This window comes from Pseudomonas sp. DF5, assembly GCF_058148225.1.
Genome location: NZ_JBYVYM010000002.1, coordinates 170,288 through 185,880, shown reverse-complemented (window position 1 = coordinate 185,880; position 15,593 = coordinate 170,288). Strand labels below are relative to the sequence as shown.

At 55.8% G+C, this 15,593-nt stretch carries 12 protein-coding genes; 8 read left to right on the top strand and 4 right to left on the bottom strand.

The features are described 5' to 3' along the window. Nucleotides 1–7: 7 nt before the first annotated feature. On the bottom strand, nucleotides 8–1,321 hold the full coding sequence (locus tag AC30D7_RS02825; protein ID WP_490133054.1) for an HlyD family type I secretion periplasmic adaptor subunit: 1,314 nt from the start codon (nucleotides 1,319–1,321) through the stop codon (nucleotides 8–10). Further along, nucleotides 1,299–3,077, bottom strand: a complete 1,779-nt coding sequence (locus tag AC30D7_RS02820) for a type I secretion system permease/ATPase (protein WP_490133053.1) — start codon at nucleotides 3,075–3,077, stop codon at nucleotides 1,299–1,301. Before AC30D7_RS02820 ends, AC30D7_RS02825 begins: the two co-directional genes overlap by 23 nt. Before the next feature lie 209 nt (nucleotides 3,078–3,286). Between AC30D7_RS02820 and AC30D7_RS02815 the strand changes: the two genes are divergently transcribed. The 3 genes from AC30D7_RS02815 to AC30D7_RS02805 all read left to right on the top strand — a co-directional run bounded on the left by AC30D7_RS02815 (nucleotide 3,287) and on the right by AC30D7_RS02805 (nucleotide 6,776). Further along, nucleotides 3,287–4,000: a class I SAM-dependent methyltransferase gene (locus AC30D7_RS02815; RefSeq protein WP_490132942.1), complete on the top strand. Its 714-nt coding sequence runs from the start codon at nucleotides 3,287–3,289 to the stop codon at nucleotides 3,998–4,000. A gap of 32 nt (nucleotides 4,001–4,032) precedes the next feature. Beyond that, nucleotides 4,033–5,421, top strand: coding sequence for an FAD-binding oxidoreductase (locus tag AC30D7_RS02810; protein ID WP_064617453.1), 1,389 nt, complete (start codon nucleotides 4,033–4,035; stop codon nucleotides 5,419–5,421). A 314-nt stretch (nucleotides 5,422–5,735) separates the two neighbouring features. Continuing rightward, entirely contained in the window at nucleotides 5,736–6,776 is a 1,041-nt protein-coding gene (locus tag AC30D7_RS02805; protein WP_490132941.1) for an ABC transporter substrate-binding protein, read from the top strand. A gap of 182 nt (nucleotides 6,777–6,958) precedes the next feature. On the opposite strand, the gene AC30D7_RS02800 is transcribed toward AC30D7_RS02805, so the two are convergent. Beyond that, on the bottom strand, nucleotides 6,959–7,831 hold the full coding sequence (locus AC30D7_RS02800) for a DNA/RNA non-specific endonuclease (protein WP_490132940.1): 873 nt from the start codon (nucleotides 7,829–7,831) through the stop codon (nucleotides 6,959–6,961). Nucleotides 7,832–8,155: 324 nt separating this feature from the next. After that, nucleotides 8,156–8,752, bottom strand: coding sequence for a TetR/AcrR family transcriptional regulator (locus tag AC30D7_RS02795; RefSeq protein ID WP_490132939.1), 597 nt, complete (start codon nucleotides 8,750–8,752; stop codon nucleotides 8,156–8,158). Nucleotides 8,753–9,369: 617 nt separating this feature from the next. Between AC30D7_RS02795 and AC30D7_RS02790 the strand changes: the two genes are divergently transcribed. The 5 genes from AC30D7_RS02790 (at nucleotide 9,370) to AC30D7_RS02770 (ending at nucleotide 15,554) form a co-directional block, all read left to right on the top strand. Next, nucleotides 9,370–10,383: an SDR family oxidoreductase gene (locus tag AC30D7_RS02790; protein WP_490132938.1), complete on the top strand. Its 1,014-nt coding sequence runs from the start codon at nucleotides 9,370–9,372 to the stop codon at nucleotides 10,381–10,383. 80 nt (nucleotides 10,384–10,463) lie between these two features. Then, nucleotides 10,464–11,984: a class I adenylate-forming enzyme family protein gene (locus AC30D7_RS02785; protein ID WP_490132937.1), complete on the top strand. Its 1,521-nt coding sequence runs from the start codon at nucleotides 10,464–10,466 to the stop codon at nucleotides 11,982–11,984. Then, nucleotides 11,974–12,585: an HAD-IB family hydrolase gene (locus AC30D7_RS02780; protein ID WP_490132936.1), complete on the top strand. Its 612-nt coding sequence runs from the start codon at nucleotides 11,974–11,976 to the stop codon at nucleotides 12,583–12,585. The genes AC30D7_RS02785 and AC30D7_RS02780 overlap by 11 nt, the downstream gene beginning before the upstream one ends. A 3-nt stretch (nucleotides 12,586–12,588) precedes the next feature. Continuing rightward, the gene (locus tag AC30D7_RS02775) at nucleotides 12,589–14,352 is read left to right on the top strand and encodes an FAD-dependent monooxygenase (RefSeq protein WP_490132935.1); all 1,764 of its coding nucleotides are present in this window, start codon (nucleotides 12,589–12,591) and stop codon (nucleotides 14,350–14,352) included. 116 nt (nucleotides 14,353–14,468) lie between these two features. Beyond that, nucleotides 14,469–15,554: an acyl carrier protein gene (locus AC30D7_RS02770; protein WP_490132934.1), complete on the top strand. Its 1,086-nt coding sequence runs from the start codon at nucleotides 14,469–14,471 to the stop codon at nucleotides 15,552–15,554. Nucleotides 15,555–15,593 lie beyond the last annotated feature (39 nt).

Genomic DNA, 15,593 nt, shown 5'->3' with positions numbered 1-15,593 from the left:
CGCACGATCACTCCTCGATCATCGCTTGAGAGATGACATTGCGGGCCGGCTGCAGAAGGTACTGCAACAGCGTGCGTTGCCCCGTGATGATCAACACGTCCGCAGGCATCCCCGGCAGTAATTTGCGATCACCCAAGGCGCGCACACCAGCTTCGGTGACCCGGACCCGCGCCAGGTAATAGGGAGTCCCAGTCTTTTCATTGACCAGCCGGTCCGCCGAGACACTGATGACCTCACCCTGGATCACCGGCGTGGTCGCACTGTTGAACGCGCCGAAACGGATATCGGCACGCTTGCCGATGGCGATGCGATCGATATCGACCGGCGCCACCTGGGCCTCTATGACCAGTTCAGAAACCGAGGGAACGATGTCCAGCAAAGGCGTCGCCGAGCGCACGACGCCGCCAATTGTGTGCACCGTCATGCCAATCACCATGCCAGATTCGGGTGCGCGGATGATGATATGGCTGAGCCGGTCTTCCAGGGCGGAAGCCTTCTCTTGCAGGTCGTAGATTTTGGTCTGGACATCGGCCAATTGTTTGGCGACATCAGCATTGAAGTCTTTATCGACTTGTAGAATCTGCAGCTGTGTTTCGTTGATCTGCAGGCGCGTCCTGGTGATGGTCGAACGATGGTCGGCCAATTCGGACTTGACCATTTCAAGCTTGCGCTGCTGCTCAAGCAGACGTTGTTTGTCGACGAACCCTTGTGACAACATGTCTGTCAATTCAACGATTTCACCGCTGTAGGATTTATTCAGTTGGCTCTTGACCCCGATCATCGCCTCCAGCCCCTTGATCTGTTGATTCAACTGACCAATGCGCTCTTGCAGCACCGATATCTGGCCCAACCGTGACCCCCGTCGTGCGTTGAATACCTGGGTCTCGCCCTGGCGCGCCTCGGCACCTCGCAGACTGTCGGAATCGCTCATGACGTCAAAGCCAATTACTGGCAGATTGTCCCGCTCAGCCTTGAGTCTTGCCTCCATGGCTCTGGCGGCGATGAGCTGGCTTCGGGTCATCTCGTATTCGGATCGTAGCTGGGCATCATCGAGAATAATCAGCGGGTCATCTTGCTTGACGATGTCACCGTCATGGGCCAACACCTCTTTGACGATGCCACCTTCGAGGTGTTGCACCGTTTTCCGGTAAGCCTGCACGGTGACCACACCAGGCGCGTAAGCCGCGCCATCGATCGGTGCGACCGCCGCCCAGGTGCCGAACACCCCGAAGGTCATCAATAAAATGCCAAAACCCAGGCGACGGATCTTTCGATCAGATACCGCCAGGTCGGCGAAGTTATCTGTTTGACGACTGGGCATCGTACTGTTCATCGGCATCACCCTTGCGAGTAGCCACCGAAGCCACGCTTGCGCCTGCTTGCGTGGCGTGCTTTTGTGCCCGCTGCGCGAGTTCGGCCAGCACTTGTTCGCGTGGTCCATAAAGACTGATAGCGCCATCGCTCATCACCATCAGCCGGTCAAGTTGGGACACAATGTTGGTTCGGTGGGTAATTACAAAAAGGGTTGCACCTGTCAGCTTCAGCTGCTGGATGGCCACCGCCAGGGCGCGATCGCCGACTTCGTCGAGATTGGAATTGGGCTCGTCGAGGATAATCAGCCGCGGGTTGCCATACAGGGCACGGGCCAGGCCTATGCGTTGGCGCTGCCCTCCCGACAGCATGACGCCATCGCTGCCAATGACGGTGTCATAGCCATCGGGTAACAGCAGAATCATTTCGTGGACGCCGGCAGACCTGGCCGCCAGAACGACTTTCTCGGAATCGACCTCGGTGAAGCGGGCAATGTTTTCGCTGACGCTGCCTTCGAATAATTCAATGTCCTGGGGCAAGTAGCCTATATACGGCCCAAGTTCATGTTTGTCCCACGCGCTGATGTCCGCGCCATCGAGCCGGACCACGCCATGTTGCGGCACCCAAACCCCCATCAGTGCCCTGGCCAGGGTGGACTTGCCCGCGGCACTTGGACCGATGATTCCGACAATGCTGCCAGCAGGTACGCTGAAACTCATGTTTTTGATGATCGGGGTTTTCGAGCCAGGTGCCGAGACGATCAGATTCTCCACCTGCACATGCCCCTGGGGCGCAGGCAATGACATGCGCTCGGGCTGAGCCTGTTGTTTGTCGAGGATGTCGTTGAGACGGCGGTACTGCGAACGGGCCGCAATAAAGCCCTTCCAGCTGCCGATGATCAGATCGATGGGAGCCAATGCGCGCCCTAGCAGCACGGACCCGGCAAACACCATGCCCGGCCCCACCTGGTGGTCCACGGTCAGGTACGCCCCCAGACCAAGGATCAGTGATTGCACCAGGATCCGGAAGGACCTGGAAAGCGTGCTGATGATGCCGCCTCTATCGCTCGCCCCGGACTGCAGCATCAGGACATGTCTTTGGCGACGCCCCCAACGGTCCATCAGGGTTTCAAGCATGCCCATGGACTCGATGACTTCAGCGTTGCGCAGGTTTTTCGTGGTGTGGAGCGTCGCGCTGATATGTTCCTTGTTAGCCTGGGCAAGTGCCGGCCCCGTCAACCTTTCATTGAGAAACGCCAGGAATAACAACAACAACGCACTGCCCACCGCTACCCAGCCATACCAGGGATGGAACATGAACATCACAGCGACATAGATAGGTAGCCAGGGCGCATCAAAAAAGGCGAACAATCCATTACCGGAGAGAAACTGTCTCAAGCCCGTCAAGTCGTTGAGCGACTGGGCCGAGGCATCCATGCCACCACTTTCCAGAGCCCGTTTGAAACTGGCTTTATAGACCTGGCGACCCAGCAACACGTCCAGCCGGGTACTGACCCGAACCATGATGCGTGAACGGACCCATTCCAGGGAGCCGAGCGTAACCACCAGCCCGGTCATGATCAGCGTCAGCATGGTCAGGGTCGTCAGGCTTCCGCTAGTGACTACTCGTCCATACACCTGAAGCATATAGAAGGTGGGAACGAGCATCAGCGCGTTGATGAAAAAGCTGAAAAAGCCAACAGAAACAAAGCTGTCTCTACAGGCTTTCAACGCTATTTTCAGACTGTTTTCAGGTGTGTTTCGCATGGAAACCCCTGCTTGGAAAGTCATACCTTGAGGAGCTTAGATCATGCCGAACGACTGTGCGCAACCATTGGCCAGATCGCCCCCGGCAACGGGTTTCACCCCCGGTTTGCGGTCACTTCGACTGGACGCAGGTTAAACGTCACCGACAAGATCCACTCCCCCAGTACTTGTCCTATCCTTCCCTCCAACCCATCACTGCGGACATCAAAATGCCCAGCCCCGAATCCACCCTCCTCCAGAGCTGGCACCACAACGCTCAATCCTGGATCGAGGCCATCCGCACCGGCACCATCGAAAGCCGCCTCAAGGTCACCGACCAGGCAATCCTGCTGGCGATACTGGGCCGCCAACCCGAACATGTGCTCGACCTGGGCTGTGGCGAAGGCTGGTTGTTGCGTGCGCTGGCTGAACGGGCTATCAACGCGGTCGGCGTGGATGGCGATGCGACGCTGGTCGAGGCGGCGCGGGCAGCGGGCTCATCACAGGTGTATGTGGCGAGCTATGAAGAGTTGGTAGAAACGAAGGTGGACATCGGCAACGATTACGACCTGATCTGCGCCAACTTCGCCCTGTTGCACCAAGACATCATCCCCCTGCTAACCGCCATGAACGCCCTGCTCGCCCCGGGCGGCGCGCTAGTGATCCAGACGCTGCATCCGTGGACTGCGGCGGCGGGCGACTATCAGGACGGTTGGCGTGAAGAGACCTTCGCCGGGTTCAAGGGGCAGTGGCAACCCATGCCGTGGTACTCGCGCACCTTGTCCAGTTGGCTCAATGCCCTGGACATGGCCGGTTTTCGGCTGGCCAGCCTGCAAGAGCCGCAGCACCCGCAAAGTCCGGTGCCGCAGTCATTGTTGTTGGTGGCTGAGCGATGGGATGTCTCGGGAATAGAGCAGCCTCAGGCGAGGCGAGGGGCACAGTGAAGTTCACACGGCGCAAACTACTCGAGGCTGGCATGACCTGCATAGCAGTCAATGCACTGTCGCCTTGGCGGTTATGGGCTGCGTCTTCAGGCGTCCTGGTTAACGACGTCACGCTTCTCAACCCGATTTGGGTTAACCGTCTCCTCACCCCGCATACGACAGATGATATTCGGCAGGCGCTCGCCGCAGGGTCTGGCCCGGTCTGCATTGGTGGTGGCCGCTATAGCATGGGCGGACAGATTGCCACCGAGGACAGCCTGCACATCGACATGCGTCAGTTCAATCAGGTGATCCATTACTCGCCCGAGAGCAGGGTCATACGCGTGCAAGCGGGATTGCGGTGGCGTGACCTGCAGTCGGTTATCGACCCACACGATCTGTCGGTAAAAATCATGCAGAGTTATGCCAACTTTACCGTCGGCGGGGCGCTGTCGGTCAATGCGCATGGGCGTTATGTCGGCGCCGGCCCGGTGATCAACTCGGTGCGTGCCCTCCAGTTGGTGCTCGCCGACGGTTCGGTAGTAGAAGCATCCCGCAGCGCAAATGCCGACTTGTTCCACGCAGCCATCGGTGGCTATGGCGCGCTGGGGGTCATCACTGAGGTCGAATTGGACCTTGCGTCCAATGTCACGATGGAACGTCAGGTACACCGACTGTCAGTTGCCGATTACCCGACATTTTTCAACGAACAGATCCGCGGGAATGAACAGGCAATCCTGCACAACGCCGATTTGGCTCCCCCCTACTTTGACCAGGCTACTTGCGTCACCTGGCGCACCACGGACAAAGAGCTGACAGTCGCAGACAGGCTGATCGCACCGGGGCAATCGTACAAATTCGACCAGATCGCCATGTGGAGTGTGGCCAAACTTCCCGGCGGCCCGTTGATTCGCAAGGATGTGATCGATCCACTGCGCTATCTCAGCCACCCGGTAGTACGGCGCAACTATGAGGCCAGTGCGGACGTCGCCTCGCTCGGGCCTATCGCAACCCGAAACAGCACCTACGCGTTGCAGGAGTATTTTGTACCGGTCGCCCGGTTCTACGCGTTCGTACAGCAATTGACCACCATCCTGCAGGCGCACCAGGTTGAAGCGGTCAACGTCTCTATCCGGCACTCGCCAGGCGCCCCCGACTCGTGTCTGTCTTGGGCACGCGAAGAAGTGTTTTCATTCGTACTCTATTACTGGCAGCACGTCAGCGTGGCTGACCGTGAGGAAGTCGGCGCGTGGACACGCGAACTTATCGACGCCGCGTTGTCGCTTGGGGGGACTTATTATCTGCCCTACCAGCTGCATGCAACTCGAGAACAGTTCACACGCGCCTACCCCAACGCGCGACGCCTGTTCGCACTCAAGGCGCAATACGATCCGGGCAAGCGATTCCGCAACAAGCTCTGGGACAAGTACTACATGGGGTAGCGCGAGGCCCGAGGCTTGCTAGTACGTCCACATGCCAGTGTTCGGGCCAGGCCGACGCTCCGCTGTACGAATCAGCAGTGCCCACTGCTGAAGAGCTTTTTTATAGCTCCCAAGCATATTTTTAATAATTTTCCTCTTCCGATTGATACCGCACTATCAAACCGCACTGAGCACCTCTGGTCCGGCTTTCCCGGATGAAAGCATTTTTCATGACGATGTCGGCCCCAAGAGCCCGGCACGGTGGAACCTTATCGGCCTCTGGCCAGCACTGCCCGGCTTTACACCATTCTAAAAACCAGCTGTGGGAGCGTTCCATGTCTTTATCCTTACGTACCTGTGTTCCTTTTTCCCTGGCCCTGTTGTGCACCGGCGTGCTCGCCGAGCCCCAGGCCCTGACTGTCATTTCGTTCGGTGGCGCCACCAAGCAGGCCCAGGACAAGGCCTATTTCCAACCCTTCAATGCAAGCGGTGCAGGACGCATCGTCGCCGGCGAATACAATGGCGAACTGTCGAAGATCAAGGCCATGGTCGATGTGGGCCATGCCACCTGGGATGTGGTCGAGGTGGAGAGTCCGGAACTGTTGCGTGGCTGTGATGCCGGCTTGTTCGAGCGACTGGACAAGGCCAGTTTTGGCGACCAGGCCCAGTTCGTACCGGGGACCTTGACCGAGTGTGGTGTGGCCACCTACGTCTGGTCGATGGTCATGGCCTTCAACAAGGACAAGCTGGCCAAGACCCCGACTTCCTGGGCGGACTTCTGGAACGTAACCGACTTTCCGGGCAAGCGCGGCCTGCGCAAAGGCGCCAAGTACACCCTGGAAATCGCTCTGCTGGCCGATGGCGTCAAGCCTGACCAGCTCTACAAAGTGCTGGGCACCCCCGAGGGCGTGAGCCGTGCCTTTGCCAAGCTCGACAAGATCAAGTCAAACATCCAGTGGTGGGAGGCCGGAGCCCAACCGGCGCAGTGGTTGATAGCCGGTGACGTGGTGATGAGTGCCGCCTACAACGGCCGTATCGCCTCAGCGCAGAAAGAGGGCATGAACCTGAGCATCGTCTGGCCGCAGAGCCTGTACGACCCGGAATACTGGGCCGTGGTCAAAGGCTCGCCGAACAAGGCACTGGCCGAGCGTTTCATCGCGTTTGCCAGCCAGCCGCAGGCCCAAAAGGTTTTCTCGGAAAACATTCCTTACGGCCCCGTCCACCGCCAGGCCCTGGCACTGCTGCCGGAGCAAGTACGCCAGCAATTGCCGACTGCCGAAGCCAACCTGGCCAAGGCCCGGTCGGTAGACGCGGAGTTCTGGGTGGACCATGGCGAGGAGTTGGAAGAGCACTTCAATGCCTGGGCGGCGCGCTAGCCGCGACGCACTCTCTGTAGCAGCTGCCGAGCCTGCGAGGCTGCGTTCGGCTGCGAAGCAGTCGTGAATCCGGCTGACGCGGTCTGCCTGACGCACCGTAAGTTCTGGTTTTACGACCGCTGCGCAGCCGAACGCAGCCTCGCCCCGGCTCGACAGCTGCTACGGCTTAATCCATCAAGCCATCAAGAGCGCCCCACGGAACCTGTGACCGGTAGATTTCCCAGCAAATTGAGCCCGGTGCTCTTCACGAAAGCGTCATAGTCCATCGGTTTCTCGATGCGGGTTTCAGCGTTGGGCAGTACGTAAGCCCAGGCACGCTTGGACGATGCGTCGTAAACCAGTTTGAACAGACGGGTCGGCACCCAGACCTTGTTGTCGCCGACAGTGCCGTGGCCTGAGTCGAATAGCGGGCCGGTAAAGACAAAGACATTGCCATCGGCTCGCTTGGCAAACTTTCTGACATCGGACTCGACCTTGCTCCAGATCTTCCGGTTATTGGTTGGATCTTGCGGCACCATGTTCGACAGCGCAAAGGATTGAGCCATTGCGTTGGGGTTCGGTGCATCGGCTGCCGGGGATTGATGGCCACGGTCCACGGCCGGATGTTGGCTACGGTAGTCGCTCAACTCTGCCCGTCCACTCTTGGGGATCCGTGGGTCCGGGTAGAACTGGTTGGTACGCTCCTCCCCTTTGGCATCCTGCAGTTGGGCGGCATTAAGGCGTTCAACCACTACCAGCGGTGTCTTGCTGGTTTGCGAGTACAGCACCGCGAAGTTGTCGGAACACAGGGCCAAGGGTTTCATTGTGGCAGGCACAGTGGCCATGTTGATCGGTTTCGCGGCCGGGAACAGATCCGTGCAGCCGTCAAACGATGCCTGTTTCTGTTTGTTTGAATAGAGCTCCAGCGCCGCGCTCTGGCTGATCGAGCCCGAGTGGGAGGTTTGTTGCTGATGCTGGGTGGGCGGCTTGATGAGATCCAGCAGACTGCGGGCTTGTGCCCCGGTCGAGAGCAAAACAAGGGCCGACAGCCCAACTGCAATTTTGCGTAGGTGCATGCTTTAAATCTTCGAATTGGATTGAGGGGTAAACGTACGGCGAGTCCCGATTTACGGAACCGGTGGAGGCGGTTGCTGGTTATAGTGCGGTGAGCATGCTTTCACTGTCCTTGATCAAAATGCCGATACGGATCCGGTCGGCGCCGGGCAGTACGACCGCTGACGGTCGCGCGGGGTTTATTGACCATCACAAGTCACATTAGTGCTGAGCGTCGCTCACATTCTACTTGGCCATGCTCGTCGAAGAAGCGATAGGCAGAACCCTGCCCGAGGTTCAAGCCCCAGACATGCGAATACCATACGTCTCGCAATAACGGCAGCGTTCTATAGGGGCTCTGCAGTCTGGATAAGCGAGTTCAACACCAGTTTTATTTCATGGGCCGGATCTTTATGCCCTTGCAGGATCAATCCTTCCGACAAGGCGGTGAAGGTTCTTGCAAGAGCGGCATACGCCAAAGGCGGCTTCTTGCCAGCATGATTGAATATGATGGTAATCAACTTACCCAAGGCTTCACTATTTTCCTGATGCAGATCGTAGTAATGCGTTGAGAACTCTTCATCACGCAAGGCGATCAGTTGCAGTTCAGCATCAAGAATCGCGCAGCTGGCATTGTTTTTAAGCGTGTCAATATAGGCATTCAATCCATGGGTCAGCTGTTCCGATGAGTACCCTGAAGTCAGGGTAACACTCAATCGATCGATCTCAACCCTCTTGAATCTTTGAGTCAACTGAAGCAACAAGTCCGACTTACTTGCAAAGTTTGAAAAGAAGGCCCCCTTCGAAAAGCCAGCCTCCTCGGAAATAGCACTGACGCTGGCAGCATGAAAGCCTTTTCTCACCATAAGGTCAGTGGCGGTGTCGAATAACTTATCCCTTGTTACTTGCTGACTTTCTTCTCGACCCAGTCTCTTTTTAATCACGCTTTCGGCTCCTTTGGCCAAACAAAAAAATCTATTTGTAACTGGATGCAACGATTCTACCATTCACTGCGCAAGACCTGCTTTAACTAGCCTATCTTATACTAGCCCTGTTCATCATTTAACAATTTAACTTTTAAGTAGCGCCATTTAATCGCCATGTTTTGGGACGATGAAGGGGAAACCAATATGGCTGCACCGACGATTTTTCTCCGGTACCGCAAGCGCTTAAACTCATGAAGAGGCCTCAGCTCCAGAAAGTCCAATGTGTCTTGGTGCCAGCTTTACAGGTGCCCACTGTCTGATCGAGGCCATAAGACTGCCTTATGGCTTCCCCGGAGGCAGACGATGAATGGCAAAAAATTTCCGACGATGACCTTGGATCAGTCGATCTTGGTGAATACCCGCCACCGATGAAGCGCTAAATCGCTAAATGTGCAAATTTTAAGCCAGATCCAGGTGGGCTTGAGCTAACAGCAGCCAACAAATACCGCTTGATTTTCAGATACCGAATGGTTTTTACTTGCCGCCGTTGATGCAACCGACGCCTGATCAAGGCCTCGAACCGGCGACATCAATCTCAATGCAGTAGCAGGTTACCCCACAGGAGCTGGATTTTAATGGAATATGCCTTTGTTACAGGCGCTACAGGCCTGCTCGGCAATAATGTGGTTCATGCGCTTTTAAAGCGAAATATCAAAGTAAAAGCGCTGGTCCGCTCCGTCGAAAAAGCCAAGAAACAGTTCGGCAATCTGCCTGTCGAATTTGTTGAAGGCGACATGCTCAATGTCGATGCCTTCAGCCATGCCTTGCAAGGCTGTGATGCCTTGTTTCACACAGCCGCCTATTTCCGCGATAGTTACAAAGGCGGAAAGCACTGGCAGAAACTGTATGACACTAATGTGACCGGAACCGAACGCTTATTGCAGGCCGCTTATGCCGCCGGCATTCGTCGTGCAGTCCATACCTCCTCCATTGCCGTCTTGAAGGGCGATAAAGATCAGGTGATCGATGAAACAATGTCTCGCAGTGAATCGGAGGCTGACGATTACTACCTGAGTAAAATATTGTCTGAGCAAAAAGTTCAGGAATTCCTGGCGCAGCACCCGGACATGTTCGTCGCCATGGTATTGCCAGGCTGGATGTTTGGCCCTGGCGATATCGGCCCGACCTCATCAGGGCAGTTCCTGCTCGATTTTGTCGGACAGAAATTGCCTGGCGTACTGCCTGGCAGCTTTTCTGTCGTAGACGCCAGGGATGTGGCAGAACATCAACTCGCGGCAATCACGCGCGGCAGATCAGGAGAACGCTACCTGGCAGCCGGCAATCACATGGACATGAAAAGCATTTTCCAGGCGCTCTCCAGTGTCAGCGGCGTAAAAGCGCCGGAGCGCAAAGTACCACTTTTCATGCTGCGTATAATTGCCTTGATCTATGAAGGTTATTACCGAATCACCAAAAAGCCGGTACTCATCAGTACCTCCACTGTCAAACTTATGGAGCAAGAGCAAGGGCGCACCCATTTCAGCCATAACAAAAGCCTGAAGGAACTGGAGTGCAAGTTCCGTCCCGTGGCTGAAACATTGACCGACACCCTGGATTGGTATCGGAAAAATAACTACATTGATGCTTAATTGAAACAATTTATATATAGCCTGCCTCTGTAGTACTTTTTTGTCTAACCCCAAATTCAAGGATTGAGAGAGGTTGGTAAATGAAAAGCCTTTCATCTAAAGAAGGTTTTCTGCATCGTTTCGTCGGTTTTTCAAAGTCGTTCCCCGACCACATTGCCATCAGGAATCTGGACGCGGAAGAAGATACCGTCACTTACCGTGAGTTGCGTATAAAGGCTGAAGAGTGCAATGGCGCTCTCTCAGCATTAAATGTGCAGCCGGGCGACAAAGTAGCGCTCGTTCTACCCAATGGGGTGGAATTCATCGCTTACTATTTGGCGATCATCGGGCGCGGTGCAGTTCCGGTCATTCTCAACTACAAACTGACGCCATTCGAAATGAACAGCGTCATCAGCATCGCCAGGCCGACGCTGGTAGTGACGACCGAAACGCTGTTCGAGCAGCATAGCGAGACATTTCAGCCTGCCCACGGCGTTCAGCACTCCCTGGTGTTGAATGCCACAAGCGAGCCGTCATCGCCCCTGCCCGACAATGCAACGGCGGATTCTCGACTTCCCCGACAAGCCGAGCCCTTGTTATTACCCGAGGGCAATCCGATTGTCTCGGTACAGTTCACCTATCGGGGTATCGGTAAACCGCTGGCCGTTTCTCACCGCTACCTTGACCTGACGCAATCGAGCGATGGGCTGCATGAGCAGTTTCATCTTCAAGGCGTCGGCTCCGTTCACCTGGTGACGCTGCCGTTGTATGCCATCTTCGGATTGTCCGTGATGATGGTTTTCCCGTTAAGCGTGGGTGCCACCCTGTTAATGACCAACACCCTGCTCAACAGGGATCTGGCAGAAGTCTTGTCCCAGCATAAGGTCACCTTTGCCTGCCTGGTGCCCGACGTCATTCGTTACTTCAATACGCGACTGGCCAAACGCAAGGGCGCGCTTTTGCCGATGCACCCGCAACTGATGATTTATTCGGGTGGCAGCCATCTACCGGCAGACGAAGCCGAGAAACTGGGAAGGCTGCTGGGATGCAATCCGGTACTGCAAGGCTATGGATTGACCGAAAGCATGCCAGTGATTGTCCAGAGCTCGATTGGCAAGACCCATCGTGGCGCCATGGGACAACCGATCAGCGGCGTAGAACTACGGGTCGTCGACGCTGAAGGACAGGATGTCACGCCCGGCCGCATTGGCGAACTGTTGATTCGCGGCTCGATGGTGATTGACGGCTATAACGATGCAGAGGACGCCAATGCCCGGTTCTTCCGTGATGGTTGGCTGCATACGGGGGATCTGGTCTGGCGCGACGATGATGGACACGTGTTCTTCTATTGCCAACGCCTGCGAATCTCGAAGATCAAAGCGCAAATGGTCGACCTGACTGAAATCGAATCCATTGCCCTGAAGCATCCAGACGTGGTGCGCGCGAAAGCCTACATCGTCCCGGACAACAAAGAGGTCAATGTACTGCACCTGTGCGTTGAAGGGAGCGGCGACCTGACCCAGAGTGCTATCGCCACCCTGCTCTCGCGCTACCTCTCGAGCTTCAAGTTACCCAAAACCATCGAGATCATCTCTCTCAAGGAAGAGATTCATGCAAGCTAATGGCACACAACCGGTATTGGCCGTGTTTGACTTTGACGGCACATTGACCGACAGACATACGTTCTGGCGCTACATGCGTTATATCGTGGGAACCAAATCGTTCTGGCTCAGGATCATTCCCCTGCTGCCAAAAATGCTCAGTGTGCTCCTTGGCATCACGCCGTTGATGCAAGCCCGACTGGCGTTCATTGCCTGTTACCTGGGCGGTCTGTCCGTTGAGCAAGAGCGCGAGCATGCCAAGTATTTCATTAGCGAGCAGCTACCACTCTGGCTCCGGCCCGAGGCCCTGCGCCGGCTGCAATGGCATCAGTCCATGGGGCATGTCACCGCGCTGGTCAGCAACTCGCCGGAAAACTACCTGATTCCCTGGGGCCAGGCAGCGGGTTTTGACTATGTCTGCGGCACCCGCCTGGCGACGGCGAAGAACAAACTGACCGGAGGAATATCAGGTACCAACTGTGTTGAGAGAGAGAAAGTCACGCGACTCAAAGGCTGCCTGAGCAACCTTGATGACTTTTACATTTATGCCTACGGAGATTCATCCGGTGACGATGCCCTGCTCGGCATTGCCAACTCTCCCTTCTACAGAAACTGGTACTAACCGATGAACACTCTGAGCACTTTGGCCCCCAAACACTTCAGCCAACCCGGTAATACCCCGACAGTCATGATCGTAGGCGCCGGCCCAATTGGCCTGTCCCTGGCGATCATGCTGAAGAAGTGGGGCGTCTCTTTTCGCATCATTGAAAAGAATGCCGGTCCCTCGACTGCTACCAAAGCGATGGCCATCCACTCCAGAACCCTGGAAATTTTTCGAGATCTGGGAGTTGCCGATCAGGCCATCGGCGACGGGTTCACCATCAACCAGTTTTCGGTGCAATCGAACGCTAAACGGGTACTGAACTACAACTTCTCTTACTTGGACGCCACCTATCCCCTGCTCCTCAGCCTGCCACAGCCGCAGACAGAGAAGATTCTGCTCGAGCGGCTGAACGAATTAGGAGCAGATGTCGAGTGGAATACCGAGCTGGTCGATATAGAAAATCAGCCAGGCTCGGTACAGATGACACTTCATCATGCGGACGGCAGCGACGAATCCTTTTCCAGTCGCTGGGTGGTCGCGTGCGACGGTGCTCGCAGCAATATCAGAAAACGTCTTGATATGACCTTCGAAGGATCGTCCTACGACCGCTTCTTCATGCTCGCCGACGCCGATATCGAGTGGTCTGGAAGCAAGGACGAAGGCGCTTTCTTCCTGGGCGCACAGGACGGTTATGTGGCGGTCGCGCCGATCAGCGCTCAATCCCGTTATCGACTTTTCATCGAAATGCCCTACAACTTGCCGCCAGAAGGCGAGCGCCCGTCCTTGAGTCTGGAGAACTTTCAGCGCTTGTGCGAAGGACGCGGGCAAAAGATGACGCTGTCCAATATTTCGTCGACCACCATCGCCTCTTTTCAACATCGCCGCGTGCAGTCGCTGCAGCAAGGCTCTGTGTTTCTGGTGGGCGACTCGGCTCATATCGGCAGCCCGATCGGTGGCCAATGGATGAACCTGGGGGTTTCCGAGGCCTATAACCTGGCGTGGAAAATGGCCTATGTCGACCAGGGTCTGGCAGACCCATCGTTGCTGGAGAGCTACAACGAAGAGCGCTACCCGGTGGCCCTGGAAGTCGAGAACACGGCACACCGACTGACCGGACTGATTACCGTCAAGCATCGCGCGCTCGTTTGGCTGCGCGACAATGTTCTGCCACTGCTAAGCAACAGGCGCAAGGTTCAGCGCAAACTGCCGTCGATGATTTCCGGTCATCAGTACCACTATGGCAAGAGTGATTACATCCAGGAATCACTGACGAAAAAGCAGCGCATGAATTGGGACAAAAAAGGCAAGAAACCTGAATTCCAGACGTCCGTGCCTCGCGCCGGTCAACTGGCTCCCGATGTTGAATTGTGGCAACTGCAAGGTATGCCGCCAAAGCGCTTGATCGACTTGTTCCATGGAACGTTCACGCTGTTGATTTTTAGCGCAGCCGATCAGTTTTCCCCAGTGTTACCAAGCTATTACTCACTGGCCGAATCGGTAGAGAAAGACTACCCAGGCATCAAGGCTTACTGCGTTATCGATGCCCTGAGTAGCGCCGAACTGCCTTCCTGGCACTCGACGTTGCTGGACCCCGATTGGCGGCTGCACAAGCGTTACCACGCCAAAGCGGGCACGTTGATGCTGATTCGTCCTGACGGCTACATCGCTTTCCAGGGCGCGGATGCAATAACGCTCTTCACTTATCTGAACGTAAGATCCGGGCTGCTCAAGGGAGCCAGAAAAACAACATCTTCCGAGATCGACGCAGTGGAACTCCAACTTTAAGTCTCTCTATGGCTACTGCCAGTTTGCTTGATTGATTCACACAAGGCCCAACCCTGGGCCATGTTTTTTGATTTCTTATTTATAGAAAACATACCGACTTTGGTTAGGAGAACCTCATGCGCTTCCAACTCAACGATGTTGTGCAGGAATTCATCGTGTCCAATGGAAAAATAGCCAACAGCTATTTCTCTCTTTCAGAAAAGATCATTGATTCACTGTGCGAATCCAACATCGCAAAGGAATCAATATTGATGCGTTTGCTGGAGCAGGCCGAATCCGTCACGGCGCATTATTTCAATGCTCATCAACAAGTCCTCGAGGGCGTTTATGCCAATGGGATTGAAGCCCCCGTCAATAAAAACCTTGCGGTGCTGGAGCCCGTACACTCGAATCCGGTAATACTGGAATCGGCACCTGTTGCGGAACAAACGCCCGCACTCAACTACGGGCAATGGTTGCGCGCCGAAATAAGTACGGTCACCGGATTTAAAAAAGAACAAATCGACTTCGATCAAAGTTTCGAAAGTCTGGGTATCGACTCTCTCGGCATGGTCGATATTTTCGAATCCCTGGCCCAGCACTTTCCGGAGAAGAAAGAGCTCACCTCGCAGCTCTTTGATGCCCCCACTCCTACCGCCTTGCTGGCGCGACTTGAAGCCGATCCGCAGGCACCTGCCGTGGATGTCGAAGCATGGGTACTGGAACAACTGGCGAATATCACCGGTTTTACGGTTGACCAGATCGACCAAAAACAAAGCTATGAAAGCCTGGGCCTGGACTCCCTCGTGCAGCTGGACTTCCTGGAGTCGGTCGTCGCATTGTGGCCGCAACTCAAGGCCAACAGCACTGAGCTGGCCAACGCCAAGTATCCGCAGGCAACGATCGCCCTGATCAAAGCCGCGCTGGCCGCCCCCGAGTCGACCTCAACAGCCGATACCGAGGTGCAAGCACCTGCCGCAACGGACGCCCAAGGGCAGGCAAGCAACCTGCTTTTCAACTCCCTGTCCCCTCTGATCCCGGACGCGCCACTGTCGATCGACGTTGAGACGCCCTTTGCGCAGTTGGGGCTCAACGGTTTTGCCCGAGAAGCACTCTGCCAATCAATGGCGCAACAGTGCTCCGCCAGCGAGTTTGCCGGTGAAGCCCTGATGTCGCGTCGTACGCCGCAGGACGCCTTGTCGCTTCTGGCACGACTGAGCTGAAGCACTGAGCCGCTGTAAAAAATGGCATGGAATCCGGGT

Coding starts and splice junctions, on each gene's coding strand:
- AC30D7_RS02800 (WP_490132940.1), bottom strand. CDS start 7,831: ATGCACCTACGCAAAATTGCAGTTGGGCTGTCGGCCCTTGTTTTGCTC.
- AC30D7_RS02810 (WP_064617453.1), top strand. CDS start 4,033: ATGACCTGCATAGCAGTCAATGCACTGTCGCCTTGGCGGTTATGGGCT.
- AC30D7_RS02790 (WP_490132938.1), top strand. CDS start 9,370: ATGGAATATGCCTTTGTTACAGGCGCTACAGGCCTGCTCGGCAATAAT.
- AC30D7_RS02775 (WP_490132935.1), top strand. CDS start 12,589: ATGAACACTCTGAGCACTTTGGCCCCCAAACACTTCAGCCAACCCGGT.
- AC30D7_RS02785 (WP_490132937.1), top strand. CDS start 10,464: ATGAAAAGCCTTTCATCTAAAGAAGGTTTTCTGCATCGTTTCGTCGGT.
- AC30D7_RS02820 (WP_490133053.1), bottom strand. CDS start 3,077: ATGCGAAACACACCTGAAAACAGTCTGAAAATAGCGTTGAAAGCCTGT.
- AC30D7_RS02815 (WP_490132942.1), top strand. CDS start 3,287: ATGCCCAGCCCCGAATCCACCCTCCTCCAGAGCTGGCACCACAACGCT.
- AC30D7_RS02770 (WP_490132934.1), top strand. CDS start 14,469: ATGCGCTTCCAACTCAACGATGTTGTGCAGGAATTCATCGTGTCCAAT.
- AC30D7_RS02825 (WP_490133054.1), bottom strand. CDS start 1,321: ATGCCCAGTCGTCAAACAGATAACTTCGCCGACCTGGCGGTATCTGAT.
- AC30D7_RS02780 (WP_490132936.1), top strand. CDS start 11,974: ATGCAAGCTAATGGCACACAACCGGTATTGGCCGTGTTTGACTTTGAC.
- AC30D7_RS02805 (WP_490132941.1), top strand. CDS start 5,736: ATGTCTTTATCCTTACGTACCTGTGTTCCTTTTTCCCTGGCCCTGTTG.